Below are 24,337 nucleotides of genomic sequence, written 5' to 3'. Positions count from 1 at the left end.
CGTCAGGGCCGGGGAGCGACAGCCTGCGAAGGCGGCCGCTCAACCCCCCGAGGCGTTCCTCGGTCTGTAGTCGCCTGGGAGGTTCGCCCCGCGAAGCGACCGCAGATGCGCCAGATAGGAACCACCAGGTCGCCTGGCCGGCTCACATGTGGGGGCGACCACGGTGGCCGGCTCTCCGCTCACCAGCTCAGCACCTTCGACCGGCCGGTCGGGGCCGGTGGCCGCTCACGCAACACCCGTGTGCCCAGCGGGATCAAGGCCACGCAGAGCAGGACGGTGACCAGTACATCGGGGATCGAGGCGGCCTTCAGCACGCCCACCCAGGTGCCTCCCGCCAGCAGCAGCATCAGGGCGCGGGCGGTGCCGAACACGCCGGAGCGCCAGGCGGCGACGGCCAGCAGGAGCGAACCCGCGTACTGGCCGACCGAGGCCCAGACCGGTACCCGCCACGGCCCGTAGGAGATGTCGACGTACCCCTTCATGATGGCGTTCGTCGCCTGCTCCGGCCCGAGGACCTCGGTGAGCTGGAAGGCGGTCTGGTCGGCACCGGCGAAGTACAGGCGGGCGAAGAGCCCGGCGACCAGCAGCGTGGCGCCCCAGAACGCGAGGCTTCCCCCCACCCGCTGGGCCAGGGCGATGAAGGCGGGGAAGAGCAGCACCGCCCCCAGAGCGAAGACCGCGTAGGAGAGGGTGAGCAGGGCGGGGTCCGAGGTGTAGGCGAGGAGCTGGCCCGCGGCGGCGAACGGCTGCGCCTCCGCCCACGCCTGTTGCTGAGGGGTGAGCGCGGTGACCGAGCTCAGGTAGCGCAGCAGGTATCCGACGCAGAGGACGACCGGCCCCAGGACGAGCGTCACGCCGCCGATCCACCGTCCCGGAAAGTACGTGTTCATGGTCGCGAGCCTGTCGCGGATGGCCGGTTGGATCATCCCCCGATGGTCAACTCACACCCCTGTCGAAAGTCAGGTCCGCGGACTGGGCCGGTTGTTCGGCATATCCGTTGAGTTCCTTGTCCGCCACATAGGCGATACCGCAGTCAGGCGGACGGTGTTGCTCATGAGCGGGAAGCCTAAGAATCACCATCGACAGGAGTTACCGGACGGCTACCGCTCCTCCTCAGCTTGTCCCGGTCCCGGTCCCGGATCGACGGTGAGACGAGCCTCAAGATAAGGTTAGTCTCACCTAAGTAGAGAGATCGAGAAGGCGCGGGATCGGTGGACACGGGCCCGCTCTCCCAAGACCCACCTCCACCGGAAACGGCGGGCCGACGGCGGACGGTCGCGGCGCGCGAGGCGATGGTGGGTGCGGCTCTTCTCGGATGGCATGTCCGAAGCTGGGCGGCCGGCGCTGAGGTCGCGACCCCTCTGGCCGTACGCCCCCGGTGGATCGAAGGAATGGCGTGCGTCGATGAGTACGACTGTGGGGATACCTCGTCCCTCGTCCGGCACAGAGGTCCGCCGGCGGCGGGTTGCGGGCCTGGGCGCGCTCGCGGTCGTTCTCCTGGCCGCGGGGGCGGTGTCGCTGGCTGTCGGCGCGCGCGCGTTGAGTCCCGCGGAGGTGTGGCACGGGCTGTTCACGGCGCAGGGCTCCGACCAGCGGCTCACCGAGATCACGCTCATCGTGGAGACCGTGCGGGTGCCCAGGACCGTGCTCGCGATCGTGGCGGGCGTCGCCCTGGGGGTCAGCGGGGCGTTGATCCAGGGGTACACGCGTAACCCGATCGCCGACACGGGGTTGCTGGGGGTGAATACCGGCGCCTCGTTCGCCGTGGTGTCGGTGATCGTCCTGTTCGGGTTCGCCAGCCCGTACCAGTACGTCTGGTTCGCCTTCCTGGGGGCGGCGGCCGCCGGTGTCGTCGTGTTCGGGCTGGCGAGCATCGGCAGGGGAGCGGGCAGCCCGTTGACGCTCGCGCTGGCCGGGCAGGGGATCGCGGTGTTCCTGGCAGCGATGACCACGGCGGTCTCGCTGACGGACCAGGCGTCGCTGAACGCGCTGCGGTTCTGGAAAGCGGGCTCGGTGTCCGGTGTCGGATTCGACGTCATCTGGCCGGTGCTCGCGTTCACGGTGCTCGGGCTGGCGTTGGCGTTGACCACGTTGCCCGCCATCAACCTGCTCAACCTGGGTGACGACGTGGCGCGAGGGATGGGGGTGAACCTCACGCGGAGCCGAGCCGTCGGCATCGTCGCGATCACTCTGCTGGCCGGCGCGACGACGGCGGCATGCGGCCCCATCGCGTTTCTCGGGCTCATGGTGGCCCACGTGGCCCGGTATGTCACCGGGCCCGACTATCGCTGGCTGGTGCCGTGCGCGGGTCTGCTCGGAGCCGTCGTCCTGCTGGTCTGCGACATCGTGGGGCGCGTGGTGACACGACCGGGCGAGTTGCAGGCAGGCGTCGTCGTCGCCCTCGTCGGCGCCCCGTTCTTCGCGGCGCTGGTGTGGCGCGGGAAGTTCAAGACGGTATGAACGAGACAGCGGTGAAGCCGCCGGTGACGCCGGGAGTGCGGCTCGGCTCCGCGTCGTTCGTATGGCGGCCCTGGATGGTGTTCGTCACGCTGCTGCTGACGGCGGCGACCTTTCTGGTGTTCTGCCTGTCCATCGGCGTCGGGGACTTCCCCATCGGCCTGTCCCAGGTGATCGCCACGCTCCTCGGCCAGGGGGAGCGGGTCGACGAGTTCGTGATCATGGATCTGCGGATGCCGCGCGCCCTGGCCGGGCTCATCGTGGGGGCCGCGCTGGGGATGTCAGGGGCGATCACGCAGTCCATCGCGCGTAACCCGCTGGCCAGCCCGGACATTCTGGGGATCACAGGGGGCGCGAGCGCGGTCGCGGTGTTCCTCGTGACGGTGTCCGGCGGGGCCGCCGCGGCGATCGTCGACTCCGTGGGCCTGTCCGTGGCGGCGCTCGCGGGCGGTCTCGGCACGGGCCTGCTGGTGTATTTCCTGGCCTGGCGGCGCGGGATCGACGGCCTGCGGCTCATCCTCATCGGCATCTCGGTGAGCGCCGTGGCGGAGGCGATCACGATCTGGCTGCTGGTCACGGCTGACATCCGGGACGTGGCCCGGGCTCAGGCGTGGCTGGTCGGCTCGCTGGACAACCGATCGTGGGGCGAGGTCTGGGTGGCGCTGTGGTGCGCGCTCGCCCTCGTGGCCGTCGTGTCGTGTGTCGCGTTCCAGCTCAGGCCGCTGCACTTCGGTGACGAGGTCGCGGCCGGCCTGGGCGTCCGGTACTCGATGGTGCGGGCGGTCCTGCTGTTGTGCGCGGTGCTGCTGGCCGGCGTGGCGGTGAGCGCGGCGGGCCCTGTCCCGTTCGTCGCGCTGGTGGCGCCGCAGGTGGCGATGCGTTTGGCGCGTTACCCCACGCCGCCGTTGGTGGCCTCAGCGCTGACAGGCGCGCTGCTGTTGATCGGCGCCGACCTCGTGGCGCGGACGGCGCTGCCGGTCAGTCTCCCTGTCGGCGTGGTCACTGCCGCGATCGGCGGCCCCTTCCTCGTCTACCTGCTGGTGAGGGCGAACCTCAAGGGGCGGTAGGGCTCAACATGCAAGTGAGCTTAGGCTTGCCTAAGTTCACGTGCTACGGTTCTCCTGCTGCTAGTCAGGGTCGCAGTGGATCGCACGAAAGCAAGGGATTCCGGATGCTCCTCCAGCGAACAACAGTCAAGAAGTCCTTGCGGCGGTTCGCAGCGGTATTGTCCGCTGCGACCCTCAGCGCCGGTCTCATGACGGGATGCGGTTCCAGCTCGGCGGACAGGCCGAGTGGCGACACCGCGGCCGCCACGGGTGGCGCGTTCCCCGTCACTGTGGAGCACGCGTTCGGGTCCACGCAGATCACCAAGGCCCCCCAGCGGGTCGTCTCCGTCGGCTACACCGACGACCAGGCCGTCCTGGCCTTCGGGATCAAGCCGGTCGGCATGGTCGACCAGTACCCGAACCCGCCGGGCAAGACCCCCGACATCAACACCCAGTGGCCCTGGGTGAAGGACAAGTGGGGAGAGGCCCGTCCCGAGGTCATCATGAGCAACGGGGACGCCGGCCCGAACTACGAGAAGATCGCCGCCCTGCGGCCCGATCTGATCATCGCTGTCTACTCCGAGATCGACCAGGCCGCCTACGACCGGCTCTCCAAGATCGCCCCGACGGTGGGCCGCACCAAGGGCGAGAAGGAGCCGTTCAGCGCGCCGTGGCAGGACAACGCGGTGCACATCGCCAAGGCGCTCGGCAAGGCGGACGAGGGCGCCAAGCTGGTGCAGGGCATCCAGGACAAGCTCGACGCCGCCCGTAAGGCGCACCCGGAGTTCGCCAGCCAGACCGCCGTCGCGCTGTCCTGGTACAAGGACGCGGTCGCGCCGTTCACCACCACCGACGTGCGCGGACGGCTCCTGACGGGCCTCGGCTTCAAGGGCGCGACGGAGATCGACAAGATCGCGGACGGCAAGTTCTACACCGTGCTCTCTCCCGAGCGCATCGACCTGATCGACGTGGACCGCATCTTCGTCATCAACGACCAGGCCGACCAGGACGCGCTGAAGAAGTTCGCGCTGTTCAACAACCTGCCCGCGGTCAAGAACGGGAAGGTGTCGTACCTGCTGGACAGCGAGGGCCCGGCGATCGGCGCGGCGCTGTCGCAGGGCACCCTGCTGTCCCTGCCGTACGCGATCGACGAACTCGTCAAGTCGGTCGGCTGACGATGTCGATGAACCTGCTCCGCCCCCGTCCCTCCCTGATCCGGGTGTGAGCACCACCGACACCCCTGTCGCCCCGGCCACCCTGCGTACGGCGACCGGACGCGAGGCCACCCGATGGGTCGCGGCGCACGCCCGCGAAGTGCCGTGGCTGACGACGGCCACCGCGCTCACCACGGTGGCAGGGGCGGTGTTTCAGGTGCTGCCGGTCCTCCTGCTCGGCCGGGTGGTCGACGGGGTGATCGAAGGCGAACCGCAGTCGATACTGATCACGATCGGCGCGCTGATGGTGGCCGCCGCGCTGCTCGGCGCGGCGGCCACCGCGGCGTCGACGTACCTGATCGGACGGCTGGGCGCGGATCTGCTCGCGCGGCTGCGGGAGGGCGCCGTCCGGGCGGTTCTGGGAATGCCGAGCGCGCGGATCGAGCAGGTCGGCAGGGGGGACGTGCTGTCCAGGGTCGGCGACGACGTGGCCGTGCTGTCCAAGGGAATCCGCATGGCCGTCCCCACGGTGTTCTCGGCCGGAGTGCTGGTCGTCATCGCCACGGGCGGCATGTTCGGACTGGACTGGCGACTCGGCCTGGCGGGCGCCGGCGCGCTGCCCGCGTACGCGCTGGCCCTGCGCTGGTATCTCCCACGGTCCGCCCCGCTCTACCAGAAGCAGCGGGAAGCCCAGGCCGACCGCGCGCAGGCGTTGATCAGTGGTCTGAACGGGATCGACACGGTCCGGGCGTACCGTCTGGAGGACGCCTTCCGCGAGAAGGTCGCCGCCGAGTCGTGGCGGGTGCGCGATCTCGGCGTCGAGGTGTTCCGGTTCTTCGGCCGGTTCGTCGGCAGAGAGAACCGCGCCGAGTTCATCGGGCTGGTCCTGATCATCGTGGTGGGCTACGTCCTGCTGGAGGCCGATGCCGTCACCTTGGGTGAGGCGTCGGCGGCCCCGCTGCTGTTCCACCGGCTGTTCAACCCACTGGGCTCCATCATGTTCACCTTCGACGAGGCGCAGAAGTCGGGCGCGAGTCTGACCCGGCTGGTCGGGGTGCTGGGCGAGGCCACGGAGGAAAGGCTGGTGGGTCGTGCGGCCGCCGCGTCGGCGGACGTCGAACCGTACGCGGTGACGGTGGAGGGGCTGACGTTCGGCTACCCCGATTCCGAGCGGCCGGTCCTGCGGGAGGTCAACCTGGAGATCCCGGCGGGCGGTTCGCTCGCGCTGGTGGGAGCGACGGGCGCGGGCAAGACGACCCTGGCGGCGCTGATCGCGGGCATCGGGACCCCGCAGGCAGGGTCGGTGCGCATCGGATCGACCGACCTCGCGGACCTCGACGAGGCGGGGGCGCGGGCCTTGGTGAGCATCCTGACCCAGGAGACGCACGTGTTCTCCGGTCCGCTCGCCGACGACCTGCGGCTGGCCGCGCCGAAGGCGACCGACACCGAGCTGATGGACGCGTTGCGCAGGGTCGGCGCGGAGACGTGGATCGCGGCGCTGCCCGATGGGCTGGACACCGTGGTCGGCGAGGGCGGCGAGCGCCTGGACGGCACCAAGGCCGCCCAGCTCGCCCTGGCTCGGCTGGTACTGGGCCGATCGCCCGTGGTGGTGCTGGACGAGTCGACCGCGGAGGCGGGCAGCCAGGGCGCCGCCGAGTTGGAGCGCGCCGTGTCGGCCGCCTGTCTGGGCCGCACCACGCTGTTCGTGGCGCACCGGCTGACCCAGGCGATGGCGGCGGACCGCGTCGCCGTACTGGACGAGGGACGCGTGGTGGAGCAAGGAACCCACGAGGAGCTCGTGGCATCGGGCGGCCGGTACGCGCGACTGTGGATGGCGTGGCAGGAAGGCAGTCAGCAACGTGATCACCGTTCGTCATCAGCTCACCCCGAGAACCCCGGAAGCGATTGCCCGACACCTCGATGACCACTCCTGACAAGCAGAGGTCCCGCGCGGGGGCCGACGTGCTCTTGACGGCTCTGCGGCGCAACGCGGGCGCCATGACCTGGGGCACCGTCCTCATGGGCATGTACCAGGCCGGGGAGACCGCCTTCCCCATCGCGCTCGGCCTGATCGTCGAGCACACGTTGCGGGACCGGAGCCTCGGCTCGCTCGCCCTGTCGATCGCCGCGCTGGCCGTGATCATCACGACCGTGTCACTGTCGTGGCGGTTCGGGATGCGCATCCTGCAGAAGGCCAACACGACCGAGGCGCACCGCTGGCGGGTGCAGGTCGCGGCCTGCGGACTCCAACCGGTGGCCAGGGACGTCGACCTCAAGTCCGGCGAGGTCCTGACCATCGCGACCGAGGACGCCGACCAGACCGCCGACATCATCGAGGTGGTGCCGCTGCTGATCAGCTCACTGGTCGCGGTGCTGATCGCGGCGGTCGCGCTGGGCATGGCCAGCGTCCACCTCGGCCTGCTGGTGATCGTGGGCACCATCGCGATCCTGTCGATCCTGAGCGTGATGTCCAGACGCATCGGCACCAGCACCCGCGAGCAGCAGGCCAGGGTGGCGCGGGCGGGCGCGAAGGTCGCCGACCTGATCGTCGGCCTGCGCCCGTTGCACGGCTTCGGCGGCAACCACGCGGCCTTCCTGTCCTACCGGAAGGTCAGCACGGAGGCGAAAAGCCAGGCGATCACCGTCGCCAGGGTGAACGGCGCGTACGCCGGCGCCGCGCTCGCCCTCAACGCGCTCCTCGCCGCCGCCGTGACCCTGACGGCGGGCTGGCTGGCGTTCGACGGCCGGATCACCATCGGAGAGCTCGTCATGGCCGTGGGGCTGGCGCAGTTCATCATGGAACCGCTCAGGCTGTTCTCGGAGATGCCGAAGTACGTGATGATCGCGCGCGCGTCGGCCGAGCGGATGGCGCTGGTACTGGCCGCGCCTGCGGTGATGACCCCGGGGACAGAGCGCCTGTCCGCAGGCGGAGACCTCGAGATCGACAGCGTCCGGTACGGGTCCCTGCGCGAGCTGAAGTTCCACGTCTCCGCCGGGGAGTTCGTGGCGATCGCCGCCTACCAGCCGCGCGCGGCGGCCGACCTCACGTCGATCCTGGCCATGAACGTCCCGCCCGACGCGTACGAGGGTGTGGTGCGGGTCGGCGGGCGAGAGACGGGGGAGCTGTCGATCGAGGCGGTCCGCGAACACCTGCTGGTGAACCCGTACGACGGGGAGATCTTCGCGGGCACCCTCCGCACGAACATCGACCCGGCGGGCGCCGGCCGTATGATCTCCGAGGCCGTCGAGGCGTCCATGCTGACCGACGTCGTCGCCCTCCACCGCGAAGGGCTCGATCACGGCGTCCGAGACCGCGGCGCGAACCTTTCCGGCGGGCAGCGCCAACGGCTGTCCCTGGCCCGCGCCCTCGCCGCCGACGCCGACATCCTGGTCCTGCGTGACCCGACGACAGCCGTCGACGCGGTCACCGAACAGCTCATCGCGCGCAACATCGCGAAGCTACGCCGGAACCGCACCACCATCGTGATCACCAGCAGCCCGGCCCTCCTGGACGTCGCCGACCGGGTCCTCGTCCTGGACGGCGGCGTCATCACCGCGGACGACACCCATCGGAACCTCCTCACCGCCGACGAGAACTACCGCCTGGCCGTGGCCCGGTGACGGGCGACCTCTGACGTTCGCCAGACGCCCAGGCAGCGCGCCATGAACCGGAAGGGGATGGCCTGTCCCTTGGTCTGGTCGACGGTGCCGACCAGGTGCAGGTCGAGCTCCGGACAGTGGAAGAGCCAGGTCCCTGTGGCTCCCGAGTGGCCGACGAGCGTGACAGGGCGGCGACCCAGCGACATAGGCCGGCCGACCTTGAAGAACATGGTGCCCAGGCCGTACCGGAGGATGGGGATGTTGCGCAGCCGGTTGCGCCGCTCGGTGAGCAGCGCCAGTGAGCGGGCGTCACGGAAGAGTTCGCCGTCGAGCAGCGCTCGCTGGAAGGCGAGGAGATCACCGGTCGTGCTGAACAGGTCGTTGCAGGACTCGATCATCGAGGTCAGCTCCACGCGGCGCTGTTTCGCGTAGAGCGGTGAGGGCGCTGCGATAGCCGGATCCGGCGGACGATGTCCTGGGAGCCAGGTGTGCGTCAGGCCGAGCGGACCGAGGATCCGCTCGGTCAGCAGCTCGGCGAACGAGCGATCGGTCACCGTCTCCACGATGCGGATGAGCAGCTGGAAGCCGGTGTCGGAGTAGCGGGCCTTCTGCCGGGCGGCCGTGAGGTCCTGCGGCTCGAAGTGCGGGCGCTGCTGCTCGCGCGTGATCCGCATCGCGTCCTCGAAGGTCCAGGCCAGGTCCTGGCCGGCGGCGAGGCGCTCATACAAGCTGGGGCCTTCACCACGCTTCTCGAAGTAGTCCGGCAATCCGGACGTGTGACTCGCGAGGTGGCGCACCGTGATCGCGGAGGTCCTGTCGATCCCCCTGAAGACATGGAGTCCGGCGATCAGCTCCGCCGGCAGGTAACGGTTGATCGGCGCGGCCAGGTCGAGCTCGCCGCGCTCGTGCGCCTGCAGTACCAGCGTGATGATGAAGCGCTTGGTGACGCTCGCGATGAAGAACGGGGTGTCGGGACGCGACGGATGACCGTCGGCGGGTCCTGAGGCGGCGGCCCAGCGCTGTTTCCCGTCGCCGCTGGTGAGGGCGAGGTTGGCGTGGTGCACGCCGCGTTGCGCGACGAGGCTCTCCAGCAGGCCCGTCAGCCGCGCGTCGACGTCGTCGGGAACGTGATTGTCATGAGCACGGGTCGTGGCGAGTGGCGCTGTCACGTGAATGTCCTTTGTCTCCGTTCCCTTTTCTAGCGACCTGTCTACTAGACATGTCTATGAGAGTCAACGACTTTAGACTTGACCAATGGCTCACGTGATCCTCGGTCTGCTCCTGATCGCCCCGCAGACCTTCTACGACCTCATCAAAGGCTTCGAGGCCGGCGTCGCGCTCTTCTACAGCGCCAGCTCCGGCAGCATCAAACGCGCGCTGGACAGCCTGCTCGCGCGGGGGCTCATCGAGGTCGCCAGCATCGAAGCCGGAGGCCGGGGGCGGAAGGTGTACCGCCTGACCGACGCCGGTCGTCAGGAGTTCCGCGCGTGGATGACCGGGGAGCTGACCGGGCCCGATCTGGAGACCGCGGCGCTGTCCAGGCTCTACTTCCTCGGCCTGCTGGAGCCGGCCGAACGCCTGCCGGTGCTCCGCCGCATCACGGCGCGCATCGAGACCGACCTCGCCGCGCTCTCCGCCCTCGACACGCACCTCGACACCCTGGACGTTCCCGAGGAGCATCGCGACCTCGTCACCCATCAACGCGCGACACTCGACTACGGCATCGCCTCACACCGCTTCACGCTCGACTGGTTCCGCGATCACATCGACCGGTACGAGACGCCGGACCACTGACGCCGCACGGACGCGATCCCCGACGGTCGGTCCGCCCCGCCACCCTGTCCGATCATCCCCGTCCGCCGCCACCCGCCCGAAGGGCAAGCGAGCCGAGGCCACGGGGTCAGGGCGGCGCGCCCACCGGACGAACGACCTTGACCCTCGACTGCCTTGCTCCGCGGTGTTCGTTGGGACAACACTGGGACACGACGTGCCCGGTGAGTGACGTCCGGCGCGGCACGATTCCGCTTCACCTGCTGTTCTCCTGTGAGTGCGAAGGTAACGCCGCGCACAGCGTCGGCATCGGCAAAGGGGTGGTCGCGTGTCCCGGTCCGGTACGGCTCCCGCCCCGGCACGGACTCCCGCCTGGCGTTACGCCATCGGGATGTTCGGCACGTCGATCCCGATCAACATGATCAAGGGATCGATGATCCTGTTCTACGTCGACATCCTCGGGCTCGACGTACGCGCCTACGGCGTGGTGATGGTGATCTACGCGATCATCGACGCCGTCGACAACCCGGTGCTCGGCCACCTCTCCGACCGCACCAGAAGCCGGTACGGCAGGCGCCGGCCGTGGCTGCTCGTGGGTGCGCCCATGCTCGCGGCGTGCATGGTCGCGTTCTTCTCCGCGCCGGCCTCGCTGGAGGGCATCGGCCTCGTGCTCTGGTTCGCGATCTTCGCGATCCTGTGCGAGGCCTTCGACTCGATGCTCAACGCGAACTACGGCGCGCTGCTCCCCGAGCTCTACCCGCGCGAGCGCGACCGAGCCGTCGCCAACAGCCTGCGCCAGGGCTTCCAGCTCGTGGCACTCGTGATCTCGCTGGCGATCACCCCGCTGCTCACGACGCAGGTGTTCGGCACCGAGGAAACCACCCAAGGCTTCCAGACCACTGCGATCATCTACGGCGTGATCGCGCTCGTCGTGATCGCGTTCATGGCGCTCAGCGCACGCGAGAATCCGCGCTACGCCACGCACGAGAGGCCGCGACTGCTGCCCAGCCTGTGGTCGATCGTCCGCGACCCGATGTTCTGGACGGTCGGCCTCACCGGCGCCTGCTACGGGGTGGCCATGGCGCTCGTCCTCTCCGGCATCCAGCTGTACGTGCGCTACTCGCTCGGGCTCCCTGTCGCCAACGCGCTCTACCTGCAGGGCATCGTCATCCTCATCTCGGCCTGCGGCCTCGCGGTGTGGACGCGCGTCGTCGCCCGCCGCGGCGCCCTGTGGGCCTGGCGGCTGGCCTTCGCGATCCTGGCGGTCAGCTTCGCGGCCCTGTTCTTCGCCACCGACCTCGTGACGGCGATCGCCGCAGGGGTGCTCGTAGGCGCCGGATGGTCGGGGATGCTCGCGACGAACGACCTCATCGTGGCGCGTGTCCTGGACGCCGACGCCGCGCGCAACGGAGCGCATCGTGAAGGACTCTTCCTGTCGGCATTCGGGTTCTTCGCCAGGCTCAACGGGATCGTGACGGGATTCGCCCTCACGTCGCTGGGAGTCTTCTTCGGCTACAACTCCGGCGATGACCCCGGCGCCGACCCCGGGCTCGCGTTCCGTGTCTACCTGTGCGTCTACCCGTTCGTCCTGACGGCGGTCGGTGCGGTCGCGGCGCGACTCGTCTCGGTTCCGGTCGAGCCGCCGCCCGAGGCTGCTGAGCCGGTCGAACCGCCGCCGGCCGGTCCCGCGAACGAGCCAGACGTGGAGCGCACCCCGTGACCCGGCGCCTCGTGATCACGGCCGACGATCTCGGCCGCGAGCCGGGTACCACAGAGGTCATCGCCGCCCTGCTCGCCGAAGGACAGGTCAGCGCGACGACCCTCATCCCCGTCTCTCCGCTCGCCGAGCAGGCCGCGAACCACGTCCGAAAGCTCGGCGTGGTGCCCCGGCTGCACGTGACCCTGACGAGCGAGCACGGACTCCCGCGCTGGCGACCTCTCGACGGCGCGGCCAGCCTCGTCGACCCTGACGGGACTCTCAGTGACGATCCGTTCGTTCTCGGAGCCCGAGGCGAGGCTCGGGAGGTCATCGGGGAGGCGGACGCCCAGCTGCGCTGGATGCGCGATCGTGGCCTCGCTCCCGTGGCGGCGGACTCTCATGCCGGCACCCTGTACGGCCTGCACGGCCGATCCTGGCTCACGCAGGCGCTGGAATGGTGTGCGCGCCATGGTCTGGCCTTCCGGCTGCCTCGTGACGCGGAGCCGTACGTCGGCGGGCCGCTGCCGCCGCAACTCGCGGCGGAGCACGCCAAGGCCGTCGCCCTCGCTGACGCTCTCGGCGTGGCCATTCCGCAGACGATCGCCACCAATCGACGCACGGCACACGAACTCGGCACCTACCAGCAACTGCGGGACGATTACCTCCGTCGGCTCGCGGCCCTGCCCGAGGGCACGAGCGAGCTGTTCCTGCACCCCTCCCGCGAGGACGCGGTCAGGGGACCTGACGGCATCGTGCGGGTATGGGAGGCCCGGCTGCTGCGCGATCCGGTGTGGCACGACGCCCTGGAGAAGGAGGGCGTCGAGGTCGTCGGAGGCTGGTGGACCTGACCTGGGCACCCGCAGGGGAAATCGACACGTTCGTACAAGTCCTGCCCGGATCCCTCAGCGCATCCTAGGGACGTAAGACGTTCCGGTCCCGGACGAGGCAGGGGACACAGCCCTGCGTACGCCGGGCGTGGCAGCGGTCCATGCGCTTGCGCGACGAGGGGTTCGACGCGAGCTGAGTGGCCCTCCCACATCCTGAGGAAAGGGTCGCGATGCTCAACCTGTCGATCATTCTGGAAGACAGCGCCCACCATGTTCCAGACCGCGCCGCGCTGGTCTTCGGCGACCTGCGCCTGCCGTACTCCATGGTGAACTCCGTCGCCAACCAGGTGGCCAGCCTGCTGGTGGCCCGGGGGATCGGCAAGGGTGACAAGGTCGCGCTGCTCTGCCCGAACCTGCCGTACTTCCCCTTCGTCTACTTCGGCATCCTCAAGGCAGGGGCGACCGTCGTCCCGCTCAACGTGCTGCTGCAGCCGCGAGAGATCGCCTACCACCTGGACGACAGCGACGCCAAGGCGCTCTTCTGCTTCGAGGGCTCCCCCGAGCTGCCCATGGGCGCGCGCGGGCGGGAGGCCTTCGACGCCGTCGAGAGCTGCGAGCACTTCTTCGTCCTGCCCGCCACGCCGCTGGCCACCGAGTCGGAGCACGGCGAGTCGTTCTGGGCGGCGCTGGACGGCATGTCCGGGGAGTTCGAGACGGTGCAGACCGCGCCTGACGACACCGCGGTCGTCCTCTACACCTCGGGCACCACCGGCAGGCCCAAGGGCGCCGAGCTGACTCACCTGAACATCCTGATCAACACCATGGTCAGCGACGAGATGTTCCCCGCCGACCCCGACGGCGACGTCTCGCTCATCGTGCTGCCGCTCTTCCACTCCTTCGGCCAGATCCCAGGCATGTGCGTGAGCCTGCGCCGCCGCGCCACCCTTGTCCTCCAGCCGCGTTTCGAGCCAGGCGAGACGCTGGAACTCATGCGCAGGGAGGGGGTGACCATGTTCGCCGGGGTGCCGACGATGTTCTGGGCGCTGCTGTCGAAGATCCACGCCGACGGGGCCGAGGCGCCCTCGACGCTGCGGCTGGCGGTGGCGGGCGGGGCCTCCTGCCCGGTCGAGGTGCTCAAGGACTTCGAGGCCACCTTCGGCATCCCGATCCTGGAGGGCTACGGCCTGTCGGAGACCTCCCCTGTGGCCAGCTTCAACCAGCTCGGGCGGCCCACCAAGCCCGGCACCGTCGGCTTCCCCGTCTGGGGCGTGCAGATGCGGCTGGTGGACGACCACTGGAACACCATCGAGGGCGAGGGCCCCGGCGAGGTCGCCATCCGCGGGCACAACGTCATGAAGGGCTACTACGGACGGCCCGAGGCGACCGAGGAGGTCCTGCGCGACGGCTGGTTCCGCACCGGCGACATCGCCACCCGCGACGAGGACGGCTACTACGCCATCATCGACCGCACGAAGGACATGATCATCCGGGGCGGCTTCAACGTCTACCCGCGTGAGGTGGAGGAGGTGCTGATGACGCACCCGGCGGTCTCGCTGGTGGCGGTGGTCGGCGTGCCCCACGCCTCGCACGGCGAGGAGGTCAAGGCCTACGTCATCCCGTCGCCCGGCGCGACGGCGAGCGAGGACGAGCTCATCGCCTGGTGCAGGGAGAACATGGCCGCGTACAAGTACCCGCGGACCATCGAGTTCTGCGACTCACTGCCGATGACGGCGACCGGCAAGATCCTCAAGCGCGAGCTACGCCAGACGTAGCCGGCCACCGTTCGGTGACACACCGGAGCTCCGCACCCGGCGAGGCAGTGCGACGGCTCTCATGGCCGGCGCCGGTGGCGACCCCAGAGCTCCGGCGCGGCTCGAGCGGCCTTCCGGTTCAGGGCAACCAGTCGATCGCGGCGGCAAGCTCGGAAGGCGCGTTCCCGAAGGTGTCCCGGAAGGCCCGGGTGAAGTGTGGACTGTCGGTGAACCCGGCGCTGTGGGCGGCCACCGTCAACGTCTCTCCCTCGGCCACCAGGCCGATGGCACGCTGCAGGCGTAGCCACCGCACGTACGGCCGCAGCGGGATCCCCACGTGCGCGCTGAACAGGTGCGCCAGCCGACTCGGCGACAGGTGGACCGCGTCCGCCACCGTACGCAGTCGCACCGGTCCTCCTCGTAGGAGCGCGGGGATCACGGTGATCGCCGCCTCCACCGCCGGGTGGAGCGGCACGCTGTCGGCGGCGCTGTGGCCGGTCCACACCTCGACAACCCGCAGCGCGGTCGTCACCTCGGCTGAGCGCGCATGACCGATCGGCGGCTCCGCGAACATGAGGGGCCGTCCCCTGTGGTGCCCCGATGTCGGGCTCGTGCGCACCGGTTCGGTCACCGCATGAGCCGGAGAGCCGTAGACGGGCAGATCCCTGGTTCGCGTGACGGACGGTGACCAAGCCGAAGCCCCGTACCCCGTACCGAAGCGCGCGAGCAGGGACCGGCCCGGCGCACTGCGGGGATCCAGGTGAGCGAGCAGGGTCTCACGAGCTCCGGCGAGTATCGCGTGGCGGGTGTCGGGGGGAACGACGGCGATCCGCGTGGTCAGCCGCTCGCCGTGGGCGTCAGCCATGGTGAAGGGCTCGGCGGAGACGATCAACTGAACCGCGTGGTGGGCGTGCAGGCCATTCCTGCCGACCGTCCCGCCGTACAGCATGAGGCCGGGTCGAAGGACACACCAGCCGCGCCAAGGATGCGACATCACACCGTCCTTGATCGGCGCACGTCGCACGACGCCGGCCGTGTCTCCGCCGTCACCAGGCCGGCACCCTGCCTGCGGATGCGCGCCGGTGGCCTCCTGGACGGCCCCGGCGGCTCACACACCGCCGGCCGCCGGTGCGCGATCGCCGGGTGCGCCGCGTGACAGCAGGCGCGTAACGAGGCTCCCAACGGCCGAACCACCGCTCCTCCTCCGGCCAGAGGCCCGCAGCACGCTCTGACGCCGCTGAAAGCGTATCCGGTCACGGCTAACCGGGGCCTTCCGCTGCCCATCGCCTTCTATGGACGCGCACGCGGCGACGGCTCCTTGGCCCGGTGGCCCCGGTCCGCTCGGCTCGTCCCGGCCCAATGGCGGGCGGAATGATCAGATTTCCGCCCGTCCTCGGGTCGTCCCGGGTCGATGGCGGCGGAGTGATCAGGTTTCCGCTTAAGCCATGTACGGTCAGGTTCGCGCGGTGATCATCCAGGAGCAGGAGCAGGAGCAGGAGCAGGAGCAGGAGCAGGAGCAGGAGCAGGAGCAGGAGCAGGAGGCGGCCGTTCCGACGGGTTGGAATTCCTGATGGCTACCGCCAACTCCGAGAACAACCGCGGCCCGGTCGGAGGCGGCTGTTCCGACGGGTTGGGATGTTTGAGATCAAGGGCGTTGAAGCTTCACGGCGAGGAAGCATGGCGCTTGGTGGAGCTTGTCGTAGGCGGCTTCGTCGATCTCCCGGAGGCTGGGTGCAGGGCGCGGTTCGATGAGTCGCTCCAGCACGAACCCGGCGGTCAAGAGCTCGCCCAGGAACGTCTCCAACGGCATGCGCTGGTAGTGGATCGAGAACTTGCCGCCTGCGACAGGCCGGTCGCTCCAGTCATGGCTGTAGTACGAGCCGCCGAAGCGGCGCCAGTCGGCTGTGGGATGGGTGGTCGATATCAGGAGCCATCCACCTGGCCGCAGGACACGACGTAGTTCGTCCAGCAGTTGCACTCGGTTTTTTACATGGTGGAGTACGAGGGCGCAGATGGCCCCGTCGAACGATGCGTCCGCGGCGAAATCCAGTGGCTTCTCCAGATCATGGAGAAGTATTTCTGCGCGGCCGTTCACGCGTACTTCTGCGTGGCGCAGTAGTGTCTCGCTGCCGTCGATCCCGACCACTTGGGCGTCCCGAGCGGCGAGTTCGGCCGCATAGTGGCCTGCTCCACAGCCGACATCCAGAATTCTGGCTCCGGAGACATCGCCCGCGAGTTGGAGCATGGCGGGTCTGTCGGTATAAGCGTTGTAGGGGCTCGTATCTGCGTTAGTGGCGAAGAAATCGCCGAGTGCGTCATGGTAAGCGGCCGCCTCGTTCATCGGGACATCATGGCGGCGGCCAAGAGTTCATTGCCATCGAGTTTCAGCCAAGAAAGCGAGTAGCGTTCGGGGCCCCGGTGAGCGCGCTCCACGGCGAAGTCGAAGCGGTTGGAGCGGGTGACGGGAGTCGAACCCACGCTGTCAGCTTCTCAGGCGCGCGCTGCTCCTTGCCCTCCCGGTCCGAGCCCGATGGCGGGCAGGATCGCCTGGTCGACGATGGCCGACAGGTCCTCGTCGCTGGGCGCCGTCCCGGTGTCGATCAGGCGCTTGGTGACGAGGGCCTCGCCGATGTCGGCCACGACCGGGGTGAGCAACTCGACCGGGAAGCGGCCCCGGTCGGCGTAGTGCTGCAGCACGGTACGGGTGAACGTGCCGCCCCTGTTGGCGAAGACCCGCTCGAACAACGCCTCGGACATCAGCGCGACGCTCTTGGGGTCGGTGAGGATCGTGGCGACCGCGCGGCCCGCCGGGCTGAGAGCCCACTCGACCATGAGGCGCAGGGCGCGGATGAGATCGCCGCGCAGGTCGTCGGCGCCGGGGGTCGGCTCCTCGACCGGGTGCTGGTGGTAGAGCGCGTCGAGGAGCACCTCGACCGGGTCCGACCAGCGACGGTACAGGGTCGTGCGGGGCGTGGCCGCGCGCCGGGCGATGCCGTCCATGGTCAGCCGCCCCGCACCGACCTCCACCACCTCTTCCAGTACGGCGTCGTGAATGGCCCTGATCAGTTCTTCGCCGCGACGGCGCGGCCTGGCGCTGTGGTCGCTCATCTCCACCCCCTTGCATAGCTACACGAATGTAGCTTACCTTGGCGGTTAGCTACATTCATGTATCTAATTCCAAGGGGACAGCCATGTCCATCGCCCCACCGGCTCCTGCAGACGGAGCCACTCCCATCACCCATCGCGCGCTGGCGCCGGATCTGGCGCGCGGGCTGATGTTGCTGCTCATCGCGTTGGCGCACGCGCACATGTACCTCTCGGGTCACGAGGCGGGCTTCCGCGGCTACGCCCTCAACGGGGGCTCGCTCGACCGGCTGGTCGGCGGCGTCCAGATCCTCCTGGTGGACGGGCGCGCTCTGCCCATGTTCGCCGCCCTGTTCGGCTACGGCCTGGTGCAACTCGCCAACCGGCAGCTCGCCACCGGCAGAAGCTGGCCACAAGTGCGCAAGGTGCTGCGCCGCCGGAGCCTGTGGCTGCTGGCGTTCGGCTTCTGCCACGCGCTGCTGCTGTTCTTCGGTGACATCCTCGGGGCGTACGGGCTGATCGGGCTCGTACTCGTCGGATTCATCCGGCGCGAGGACCGATCCGTGCTGCGGGCCGCCGTCGTCGGGCTCGTGCTGCACGTCGTGGTGCTGTTCGGCTTCGGGCTGCTCACCATCTCCGCGCCGAAGGGCGACACGCCCGCCGCCATGGCCGACCCGATCGAGGCGACCGTGATGCGGCTCATCGGATGGTCCGGGATGACACCTACGTACTTCGCCGCCAGCGTGGTGCCGGCCTTCCTGTTCGGGATCTGGGCGGCTCGGCGCCGCATGCTGGAGGACCCCGGGCCGCACCGGGACCTGCTCTCCCGGGTCGCCGTCGTGGGCGCAGGGCTGGCCCTCGTCGGAGGGGTGCCGCTGATGCTGATCGACACCCGGATCTGGACGCCATCGGACATGGTCGCCGTGTCCGCGTACGCACTGCACAGCGTGACGGGCATCGCCGGCGGGCTCGCGTACGCGGCGATCATCGGACTCGTCGTCAGCCGGATGCGGCGCGGATATCCCGGTCCGGTCGTCAGGGCCCTCGTCGCGTGCGGCCAGTGGTCTCTGACCTGCTATCTCCTCCAGTCAGTGATCTTCGTGGCGGTGTTCGCGCCGTACGCGGGAGGGCTCGGCACACGTGTCGGAGACGCCGCGGCGTCCGGCATCGCCGTGGTCGCCTGGCTGGCCACCGTGGTGCTCGCCGCGCTGCTGGCACCCCGAGGGCGAAGGGGGCCGGCTGAGGCGGCGCTGCGGAGGCTGACGTACGGGCGCCGCTGACTCACCGTAGGCCTGGCGTCGCGGCTGCGGGCCGGCACCCACCAACGTCGAAGGTCGCCGGCAACGCCCGGAACGACCCTTGACGTTGGCTGTCGGCCGGGAGGGATCACGATGGTAGGCACCGGACACGGTGATGGACGGCGCCACGGGGCGGACGGCGGATGGCCGATCCGCGAGCGCCATCGCTTCAACGATGTGCACCATACGGAAGATCATCACCGAGGCAAACACGGGGTCGCTTCTTGGGTGACTGGCTGCGCGCGTGCCGAGCTTGCAGCGCCTGACTCTTTGTCTCGGGATGGTCGTCGACCGGCGACAGTCGGATCCAGATCTCTACCCGTGCGGCACCAGCACACCAGTGGCGCTTCCCCGAGGTGCGCGCATCTTGCGAAAGGTCGAGAGCCGCCGGTAGCCGGAAACCCGCGGCCGAACGCCCGAACCCGCGCTGTCAGCATGGGAAGCCTTTCGCGATCACGGCCCCTGAGCTGGTGACTCGCCGACCTGGGCGGGATGGTCCGAGTCCCGGTCGTTCGGTGGCTCACAAGCTAGCTCCCCGACGACGGATCGATGCCTTTCCCTCAATCAGGGAGCCCACCCATGGCCAGGGCCGTCAGGATGGAAAGAGCTCGGTGTCAGCTGTTCATGCCGCCCGCGAAGGGCATCGTCTGCCAGTGATCGACGGCGGGCTTGAGGTACTCCATCAGCTCGGGCAACTGCGGGACCAGCGTGAGAGTGGCCACGACCCGCAGCATGCCCAGGGCGTTGACGAAGCCCAGGACCTCCTCGTTGAGCGGCCTCGTGCCGTTGCGCCGCGCACCGCGGTTGTAGGCGGATTCGTGCTCGGGTCCGAGAGCGGCCAGGTCCCACTCGACGGGCCCCAGCGTGACCAGTTCGAAGTCGGCGTAGAGGTCGCCGTCCACCCCGGAGAAGATGTTCGCGGGCGGGGAGTCGCCGTGGATGGGCTGGAGGTCGATGCCAGGGAACCGGGCCTCGAAGGCCGTCCGTGAGCGCACGAGGGGTTCCAGGATCTGCCACTCGCGGCGGGCGCGGTCCAGCTCGGCCGCACCGATCAGAGTGGGGTAGTGGTCGAGCCGGGCGAGGCTTTCCGCGATGAACCGCGGATCGGCCGCGCCCAGAAACTCCAGCTGGCCGGGGTAGGTGCGCATTGCCGCATGCAGGTCAGCGACGCTCTCGGCGTTCGCCACGTAGTCGGGCTCCTTGTCACGGTCCTCCGGGACGAACGACCAGAACGTCATCGAGAAACCGTCGCGCTGCACGGGTTCCCGCGGTACGAGCGGGCTGGGCGCGATCACGGGGACTCCCTGGGCGGCGAGCCAACGTGTCACGTCCAGCTCATCCTGCTGGCGGCGCGCGAGGGTGGCCAGGTCGTCTGGGTGCGGCAGGACGGTGGGAATCCGGGCCACGACCGGCGAGGGCGCCAGGTGGACGACGACGGAGAAGACGTCGTGGAGCACCGTGGGGTCGGTGACAGTCAGACCGAGCACGCGCCCTGCCGCGACGGCCGCGTCGACGGCGGCGGAGGTACGGCTGGCGAGCTGTTGTGGTGTCAGGAAAGTGCTCATGGCTCCATCGTTGCAGCGGATTCTCCGGCTGTTGGGCAGGACGGGGCGGGGTCGAGGGCCGTTCGCGGCGGAGGAAGACCGCTTCCTGATGGCAAGCCGTTCACGAAAACCTGACGCTGGTTACGAGGCAGCACAAGATCACGGCGAGGGAGTAGGGCCACAGATTGGGGCGCAGACCAAATAGCGGCGAAAGGGGCAGTCTCCTGGTCGCGGCGATGGTGCTCTGGGGTTCTTAGCCTCTTCCTGCAGGTCAGGCAGGTAAGGCACGTCGGCTGAGTTGAAGGCATGCTGTGGCCGGCGGCCGACGACCACGCGACGGCGAAGAGTCAGGTGCATGTCATGCTCCGAGGCAAGATCAATCACTCGGTACGGCGGGCACGCGCTGAGACTGGACCGAGGTGACGGAGACCATGCCGTAGAGCGACTGGAGGGCGCTCGTCGTATGTGCAAAGCATGAACCGGGTTCTACCTCAGCTACCGGCTGGCTCTGGCCCCGCATGCGGTGATCATCCCGGAGCCGGAGCGTCGCCGCCGGAGGCTCTTTCGGCTGACATGATCCATGCCGAAGCGGGGTGAGTTAGGGTGCCCGCGTGAGCCCGCTCGAGGTGGCCGCCCACCGATTATCGCGCTTGATGGCACATGCCCGGTCAGCCGTACTGGTCGGGAGGACGGGTGGGCGCCCCGCCCCGCTCGTCGAAGTGGCTGGTCTGCTGCTTGTGATCTTTCTCTTCTCGCGGCTCCATGCCGCCGCGGGGAAGGACGTCGCAGCCGCCACTGCCAACGCGCTGACCCTGCAATCCATAGAGCGGGCCGTCCACCTGGACATCGCGCTGGGGGCGAACCAGTGGCTGACCGAGCATCCGGCCCTCATCCAGCCGGCGGTGTACTACTACCGCCTGTACTACCTCGCGATCATCGGTGTGCTGGTGTGGGTCTTCGTCCGGCACGCCGACGTCTACGTCAAGGTCCGCCGGACCCTCGTCGCGATGACCGTCCTCGTGCTGCCCGTTTTCTGGGCGCTGCCCATGTCGCCCCCACGGTTCGCTCTACCGGGCGTCGTCGACATCATCGCCGCGCACGACATCCTGGGCGGCCATGTCTCACGAGAGATCGAGAACGGTCGGAACTTGTATTCGGCGATGCCCAGCATGCATGTGGGATGGTCGTTGTGGTGCGCGTATGCCGTGTGGTGCGCGCTGCGGGGCTCCCATCCGAGATGGGCGTTGCTGCCGTGGATCTTTCCGCTGGGTATGGCGGCAGTCGTGCTTGTCACAGGCAACCACTATGTGCTCGACATCGCCGGAAGCATCGTGTTGCTGGTGGCCTCCATCGCTGTCGTATCAGCGTGGGGTCACCTCGCCGAGCGTCGGCGTGCTCGAGGTTGAGCGCCTGCAGGCAGCCGCAGGAAACCAGCACCGCCCGGATGCTTGCGTAGCACGATCAGGCTTCCATCTCAGCCACCTGTAGTCCTCAGTCCCGCGCGGCGATATTCCGGAGCCGGAGCGCTCGCCATGCCGAAGAACACGCCGCTGCTGGCGGCCTTCGGGGCGGTCCGGGATGCGTCCGGCCGGCCCCTCGTCGTGGTGGAGGTTCTTCTCCCGGCCGACCGTCACGAGCTGGAAGACGCCTATCCGGTCTCATAGAGCGCAACGCCAGTCCCAGTCGCTGTCGTGGGAGTCGTAGACCTCCAGGATGTATCCGCGCCCGTACCGCTCGTCGGGTTCCGCGAACCACAGGGTGATGTGGGCTGGGCGCTCGGCTCCCGCGATCTTGGCCTTGCTGTAGTAGCGGCGGATCTCGGCTTCCGTGAGCGAGGTGTGCAGGGTGATCCTGACCCGGTAGTCGCAGTAGTCGCCGCTTCCGCCGCTCATGTTCTTCTGAATGGTCGCGTCACCGTCGCCCCAGAACTCGTTGCGCGTTTTCGGTGGAAGCGGGTAGTTGAGTGCCCGGTCGTACAGGGCGTCGAGACGTGCGTTGTCCCGCCGGACAGGGATCATGATCAAGACGAGCAGTACGGCGAGCGGCACACAGATCGCCGCTAAGCATCCCCAAGCACCCCGTGTCATGAGCCAGCACCATATGGCATAGGCCGGTTCTCGCTCCTAGCAGTTTTGATCAAGAACACACGCCACCGAACACCTTCGCGAGCAAGACGGACGCGGAGATCAGGCGGCGAGGAAAGAGACGGAGATCCGCGACCAGGAGTGGACCGACCCGGACTCCGGGAAGATCCTCTTTCGCGTGTACGCGGCTGCGTGGATGACCGAGTGGACCTTGCGCTCAAGACGGCACAACTCGACGAGGGGCTTCTTCGGCTCCACATCAACCAGACGCTCGGTGACAAGCTGCTGGTCGAGATCACCTCGCGCCCCGTTAGGCAGTGGCACACGAAGCTCTGGAGCAGAGTCCTGGTTCCTCAACGGTGGCCAAGGCGTACCGGCTGTTGAGGGGCATTCTCAACGCCGCAGTCGAGACGAGCTGATCAAGAAGAACCCGTGCCGGATCAAGAACGGGGCGTAGAGCGTCCCGAAGAGAGGCGCGTGCTGACAGTGGCGGAAGTCTTCGCCTTGGTAGCTGCCGTACCTCCCCGCTTCCGCGCCCTGGTGCTGCTCGCCACCTGCGGCAGCATGCGGTGGGGAGAGCTGGCAGCACTGCGGCGGAACAACCTCGACCTGGAGGCCAGAGCAGTCAAGATCGACGCGTCCGTCTCCGAGATGAAGATCGGCGAAGGACCGGGACCGGAAGATCGCCGATGCCCTCGGAGAGATCGGCAAGGAAGGTCTCAAGCCCAAGGGTGACGAGGGCGACGACGGCGAAGCGGGAGTGCTGGAACCGGTCGGCTAGACAGTCAAGATCAACTGATCTGGCACGAATCTGGTACGCGAGTGGAGACAGGCCCACAAAAGATCAAGGCCCGGGTTGGGATCATGTTCCCTACCTGGGCCTTAACGTTGGAGCGGGTGACGGGAATCGAACCCGCGCTGTCAGCTTGGGAACTCTTTCGCGATCATGGCCTCTGAGCAGGGGAACCGCTGACCTGGGCGTATGCCGGTCGAGTGACCGTGAGTCCCCTTGAGTCTCCGTAGATCGCTCTGCGAACGGGCACGCAACGGACACGGCCACCAGTCTGCGTCGCCCTGCATAAATAGCCAGGGAGGCGAGCATGGGCGAGGCGTAGAATGCGAGCATGAGCGCGATGCGTGAAGAGCTGCATGCTCTGGTCGATCGGCTTCCAGAAGACCGCGTCCAGCCAGTTCTCGCACTTGTCCGCGAGAACCTTGAGACGGCTAGTCGCCGTGAGCGAGCGCTGGCCATTATGGAGCGGGTTCAGGAGCGGATGCGCGGTGTGACGGGCGTCGACGAGGAGCTGGACCGTCTCCGGGAAGGCGCGCGTGGCTGACGCGTACGTTGTGGATACCGGCGTGTTCCTACGGTGGTTCGTCGATCAACCTGGCTTCGAGCACGCCCGCCAGATCCGGGACGACTTCCTGCACGACCGGGTAAGTCTGGAGACAGCGGACTTCGCGCGGATTGAAGTTGCCGGAGTGCTGCGAAAGAAGGGTCTGCTCGCGGGCCGGCTATCCGCAGATGAGTTCATCGCGGCCGTTCGCATCATTGACGAGCTCGGTGTCCGGGTCTATCCCGTGGACGCCGACCGGTTGGAGCGGGCCGCCGCTCTGGCGGTGCGGTTGACGTTGCGCATGTATGACGCCGTCTTCGCGCAGCTTGCTCTCGATCGAGAGATTCCGCTGCTGACCACCGACGCGAAACTCCACCGGGCGCTGGATGGCCTCGTCGAGACCGAACTCCTTAACGACTCAAGCCCTGAGTGATCGTCGCTGAGTGGGGACTGAACACTGAGCTCTTTTCACCCTGACGGCACTGGTCGCGGTGGGTGTGCGCGGAGCGATGGCGGATGAGAGGAGGCTCCCGGTAAGACAGCAGTCGACCAAGATCCGATGCCCCAACCGGGAGCCTCGTGGCTGTCTTATCGTGCCTCGATTCCCCTGTCCAACCACACCCTGACCCGCCTGGCCGACCTCATCCGCACCCAGCGGGCCGAACGCCGCTCCCGGTGGCGGAAGT

The 24,337-nt window shown here is 68.5% G+C and carries 22 protein-coding genes; 15 read left to right on the top strand and 7 right to left on the bottom strand.

The window, feature by feature from the left end; all coding sequences use genetic code 11:
* Nucleotides 1-179: 179 nt before the first annotated feature.
* A complete protein-coding gene (locus ABFX50_RS11555; protein WP_346145751.1) occupies nucleotides 180-890 on the bottom strand; it encodes a hypothetical protein in 711 nt (236 codons plus the stop codon).
* A 514-nt stretch (nucleotides 891-1,404) separates the two neighbouring features.
* Between ABFX50_RS11555 and ABFX50_RS11550 the strand changes: the two genes are divergently transcribed.
* The 5 genes from ABFX50_RS11550 to ABFX50_RS11530 all read left to right on the top strand — a co-directional run bounded on the left by ABFX50_RS11550 (nucleotide 1,405) and on the right by ABFX50_RS11530 (nucleotide 8,278).
* A complete protein-coding gene (locus ABFX50_RS11550; RefSeq protein WP_346145750.1) occupies nucleotides 1,405-2,460 on the top strand; it encodes a FecCD family ABC transporter permease in 1,056 nt (351 codons plus the stop codon).
* A complete protein-coding gene (locus tag ABFX50_RS11545) occupies nucleotides 2,457-3,524 on the top strand; it encodes a FecCD family ABC transporter permease (RefSeq protein ID WP_346145748.1) in 1,068 nt (355 codons plus the stop codon). The genes ABFX50_RS11550 and ABFX50_RS11545 overlap by 4 nt, the downstream gene beginning before the upstream one ends.
* 188 nt (nucleotides 3,525-3,712) lie before the next feature.
* The gene (locus tag ABFX50_RS11540; protein ID WP_346145746.1) at nucleotides 3,713-4,678 is read left to right on the top strand and encodes an iron-siderophore ABC transporter substrate-binding protein; all 966 of its coding nucleotides are present in this window, start codon (nucleotides 3,713-3,715) and stop codon (nucleotides 4,676-4,678) included.
* Between the two features lie 46 nt (nucleotides 4,679-4,724).
* The gene (locus tag ABFX50_RS11535; protein ID WP_346145744.1) at nucleotides 4,725-6,581 is read left to right on the top strand and encodes an ABC transporter ATP-binding protein; all 1,857 of its coding nucleotides are present in this window, start codon (nucleotides 4,725-4,727) and stop codon (nucleotides 6,579-6,581) included.
* Nucleotides 6,578-8,278: an ABC transporter transmembrane domain-containing protein gene (locus ABFX50_RS11530; RefSeq protein WP_346145743.1), complete on the top strand. Its 1,701-nt coding sequence runs from the start codon at nucleotides 6,578-6,580 to the stop codon at nucleotides 8,276-8,278. The genes ABFX50_RS11535 and ABFX50_RS11530 overlap by 4 nt, the downstream gene beginning before the upstream one ends.
* Here ABFX50_RS11530 and ABFX50_RS11525 read toward each other — a convergent pair.
* Complete coding sequence (locus tag ABFX50_RS11525; protein WP_346145742.1) at nucleotides 8,254-9,426, bottom strand: serine hydrolase domain-containing protein; 1,173 nt, start codon at nucleotides 9,424-9,426, stop codon at nucleotides 8,254-8,256. The two genes, ABFX50_RS11530 and ABFX50_RS11525, sit on opposite strands and share 25 nt — an antisense overlap.
* An 85-nt stretch (nucleotides 9,427-9,511) precedes the next feature.
* On the opposite strand from ABFX50_RS11525, the gene ABFX50_RS11520 reads away from it, so the two are divergent.
* From ABFX50_RS11520 to ABFX50_RS11505, 4 genes are all read left to right on the top strand, one after another.
* Nucleotides 9,512-10,051, top strand: coding sequence for a PadR family transcriptional regulator (locus ABFX50_RS11520; RefSeq protein ID WP_346145740.1), 540 nt, complete (start codon nucleotides 9,512-9,514; stop codon nucleotides 10,049-10,051).
* A 304-nt stretch (nucleotides 10,052-10,355) separates the two neighbouring features.
* Nucleotides 10,356-11,747 (top strand): MFS transporter, encoded by a 1,392-nt coding sequence (locus ABFX50_RS11515; RefSeq protein WP_346145738.1) that lies wholly within the window; start codon nucleotides 10,356-10,358, stop codon nucleotides 11,745-11,747.
* The gene (locus ABFX50_RS11510) at nucleotides 11,744-12,574 is read left to right on the top strand and encodes a carbohydrate deacetylase (protein ID WP_346145736.1); all 831 of its coding nucleotides are present in this window, start codon (nucleotides 11,744-11,746) and stop codon (nucleotides 12,572-12,574) included. Before ABFX50_RS11515 ends, ABFX50_RS11510 begins: the two co-directional genes overlap by 4 nt.
* 209 nt (nucleotides 12,575-12,783) lie before the next feature.
* Nucleotides 12,784-14,325, top strand: coding sequence for a long-chain-fatty-acid--CoA ligase (locus tag ABFX50_RS11505; RefSeq protein ID WP_346145734.1), 1,542 nt, complete (start codon nucleotides 12,784-12,786; stop codon nucleotides 14,323-14,325).
* Between the two features lie 118 nt (nucleotides 14,326-14,443).
* On the opposite strand, the gene ABFX50_RS11500 is transcribed toward ABFX50_RS11505, so the two are convergent.
* Nucleotides 14,444-15,298 carry a helix-turn-helix transcriptional regulator gene (locus tag ABFX50_RS11500; RefSeq protein ID WP_346145733.1) on the bottom strand — a complete coding sequence of 285 codons (855 nt, stop codon included), beginning with the start codon at nucleotides 15,296-15,298 and terminating at the stop codon, nucleotides 14,444-14,446.
* A gap of 451 nt (nucleotides 15,299-15,749) precedes the next feature.
* Between ABFX50_RS11500 and ABFX50_RS11495 the strand changes: the two genes are divergently transcribed.
* Nucleotides 15,750-15,875 (top strand): hypothetical protein, encoded by a 126-nt coding sequence (locus tag ABFX50_RS11495; RefSeq protein ID WP_346145731.1) that lies wholly within the window; start codon nucleotides 15,750-15,752, stop codon nucleotides 15,873-15,875.
* Nucleotides 15,876-15,949: 74 nt separating this feature from the next.
* Here ABFX50_RS11495 and ABFX50_RS11490 read toward each other — a convergent pair whose 3' ends face one another.
* Together ABFX50_RS11490 and ABFX50_RS11485 are read right to left on the bottom strand one after the other, a co-directional pair.
* Nucleotides 15,950-16,645: a class I SAM-dependent methyltransferase gene (locus ABFX50_RS11490; protein ID WP_346145730.1), complete on the bottom strand. Its 696-nt coding sequence runs from the start codon at nucleotides 16,643-16,645 to the stop codon at nucleotides 15,950-15,952.
* A gap of 149 nt (nucleotides 16,646-16,794) precedes the next feature.
* Complete coding sequence (locus tag ABFX50_RS11485; RefSeq protein ID WP_346145728.1) at nucleotides 16,795-17,412, bottom strand: TetR/AcrR family transcriptional regulator; 618 nt, start codon at nucleotides 17,410-17,412, stop codon at nucleotides 16,795-16,797.
* Nucleotides 17,413-17,495: 83 nt separating this feature from the next.
* Here ABFX50_RS11485 and ABFX50_RS11480 point away from each other — a divergent pair, with 83 nt between their 5' ends.
* On the top strand, nucleotides 17,496-18,668 hold the full coding sequence (locus ABFX50_RS11480) for a DUF418 domain-containing protein (RefSeq protein WP_346145726.1): 1,173 nt from the start codon (nucleotides 17,496-17,498) through the stop codon (nucleotides 18,666-18,668).
* 632 nt (nucleotides 18,669-19,300) lie between these two features.
* On the opposite strand, the gene ABFX50_RS11475 is transcribed toward ABFX50_RS11480, so the two are convergent.
* Complete coding sequence (locus ABFX50_RS11475) at nucleotides 19,301-20,251, bottom strand: phosphotransferase (protein ID WP_346145724.1); 951 nt, start codon at nucleotides 20,249-20,251, stop codon at nucleotides 19,301-19,303.
* A 590-nt stretch (nucleotides 20,252-20,841) separates the two neighbouring features.
* Here ABFX50_RS11475 and ABFX50_RS11470 point away from each other — a divergent pair.
* Nucleotides 20,842-21,636 carry a phosphatase PAP2 family protein gene (locus tag ABFX50_RS11470; RefSeq protein WP_346145722.1) on the top strand — a complete coding sequence of 265 codons (795 nt, stop codon included), beginning with the start codon at nucleotides 20,842-20,844 and terminating at the stop codon, nucleotides 21,634-21,636.
* Between the two features lie 126 nt (nucleotides 21,637-21,762).
* Entirely contained in the window at nucleotides 21,763-21,894 is a 132-nt protein-coding gene (locus ABFX50_RS11465; RefSeq protein WP_346145720.1) for a hypothetical protein, read from the top strand.
* Here the strand turns inward: ABFX50_RS11465 and ABFX50_RS11460 are convergent.
* Nucleotides 21,889-22,248 carry a hypothetical protein gene (locus ABFX50_RS11460; protein WP_346145718.1) on the bottom strand — a complete coding sequence of 120 codons (360 nt, stop codon included), beginning with the start codon at nucleotides 22,246-22,248 and terminating at the stop codon, nucleotides 21,889-21,891. The two genes, ABFX50_RS11465 and ABFX50_RS11460, sit on opposite strands and share 6 nt — an antisense overlap.
* A 1,190-nt stretch (nucleotides 22,249-23,438) precedes the next feature.
* Here ABFX50_RS11460 and ABFX50_RS11455 point away from each other — a divergent pair.
* Together ABFX50_RS11455 and ABFX50_RS11450 are read left to right on the top strand one after the other, a co-directional pair.
* Nucleotides 23,439-23,651 (top strand): hypothetical protein, encoded by a 213-nt coding sequence (locus tag ABFX50_RS11455; RefSeq protein WP_346145716.1) that lies wholly within the window; start codon nucleotides 23,439-23,441, stop codon nucleotides 23,649-23,651.
* Complete coding sequence (locus ABFX50_RS11450) at nucleotides 23,644-24,084, top strand: type II toxin-antitoxin system VapC family toxin (RefSeq protein WP_346145714.1); 441 nt, start codon at nucleotides 23,644-23,646, stop codon at nucleotides 24,082-24,084. The genes ABFX50_RS11455 and ABFX50_RS11450 overlap by 8 nt, the downstream gene beginning before the upstream one ends.
* Nucleotides 24,085-24,337: the final 253 nt, after the last annotated feature.

Origin of the sequence: Nonomuraea recticatena (assembly GCF_039533245.1) — a bacterium.
GTDB classification, from domain to species: Bacteria; Actinomycetota; Actinomycetes; order Streptosporangiales; family Streptosporangiaceae; genus Nonomuraea; species Nonomuraea roseola.
Note: the sequence above shows the minus strand (reverse complement) of the source record. Positions and strands in the feature narration are given on the sequence as shown.

Excerpts from the sequence above, each read along its gene's own strand:
- ABFX50_RS11475 (WP_346145724.1), bottom strand. The coding sequence starts at position 20,251 with ATGAGCACTTTCCTGACACCACAACAGCTCGCCAGCCGTACCTCCGCC.
- ABFX50_RS11505 (WP_346145734.1), top strand. The coding sequence starts at position 12,784 with ATGCTCAACCTGTCGATCATTCTGGAAGACAGCGCCCACCATGTTCCA.
- ABFX50_RS11460 (WP_346145718.1), bottom strand. The coding sequence starts at position 22,248 with ATGATCCCTGTCCGGCGGGACAACGCACGTCTCGACGCCCTGTACGAC.
- ABFX50_RS11485 (WP_346145728.1), bottom strand. The coding sequence starts at position 17,412 with ATGAGCGACCACAGCGCCAGGCCGCGCCGTCGCGGCGAAGAACTGATC.
- ABFX50_RS11490 (WP_346145730.1), bottom strand. The coding sequence starts at position 16,645 with ATGAACGAGGCGGCCGCTTACCATGACGCACTCGGCGATTTCTTCGCC.
- ABFX50_RS11555 (WP_346145751.1), bottom strand. The coding sequence starts at position 890 with ATGAACACGTACTTTCCGGGACGGTGGATCGGCGGCGTGACGCTCGTC.
- ABFX50_RS11495 (WP_346145731.1), top strand. The coding sequence starts at position 15,750 with ATGTACGGTCAGGTTCGCGCGGTGATCATCCAGGAGCAGGAGCAGGAG.
- ABFX50_RS11455 (WP_346145716.1), top strand. The coding sequence starts at position 23,439 with ATGAGCGCGATGCGTGAAGAGCTGCATGCTCTGGTCGATCGGCTTCCA.
- ABFX50_RS11545 (WP_346145748.1), top strand. The coding sequence starts at position 2,457 with ATGAACGAGACAGCGGTGAAGCCGCCGGTGACGCCGGGAGTGCGGCTC.
- ABFX50_RS11520 (WP_346145740.1), top strand. The coding sequence starts at position 9,512 with ATGGCTCACGTGATCCTCGGTCTGCTCCTGATCGCCCCGCAGACCTTC.
- ABFX50_RS11530 (WP_346145743.1), top strand. The coding sequence starts at position 6,578 with ATGACCACTCCTGACAAGCAGAGGTCCCGCGCGGGGGCCGACGTGCTC.
- ABFX50_RS11540 (WP_346145746.1), top strand. The coding sequence starts at position 3,713 with ATGACGGGATGCGGTTCCAGCTCGGCGGACAGGCCGAGTGGCGACACC.
- ABFX50_RS11550 (WP_346145750.1), top strand. The coding sequence starts at position 1,405 with ATGAGTACGACTGTGGGGATACCTCGTCCCTCGTCCGGCACAGAGGTC.
- ABFX50_RS11480 (WP_346145726.1), top strand. The coding sequence starts at position 17,496 with ATGTCCATCGCCCCACCGGCTCCTGCAGACGGAGCCACTCCCATCACC.
- ABFX50_RS11500 (WP_346145733.1), bottom strand. The coding sequence starts at position 15,298 with ATGTCGCATCCTTGGCGCGGCTGGTGTGTCCTTCGACCCGGCCTCATG.
- ABFX50_RS11465 (WP_346145720.1), top strand. The coding sequence starts at position 21,763 with ATGCCGAAGAACACGCCGCTGCTGGCGGCCTTCGGGGCGGTCCGGGAT.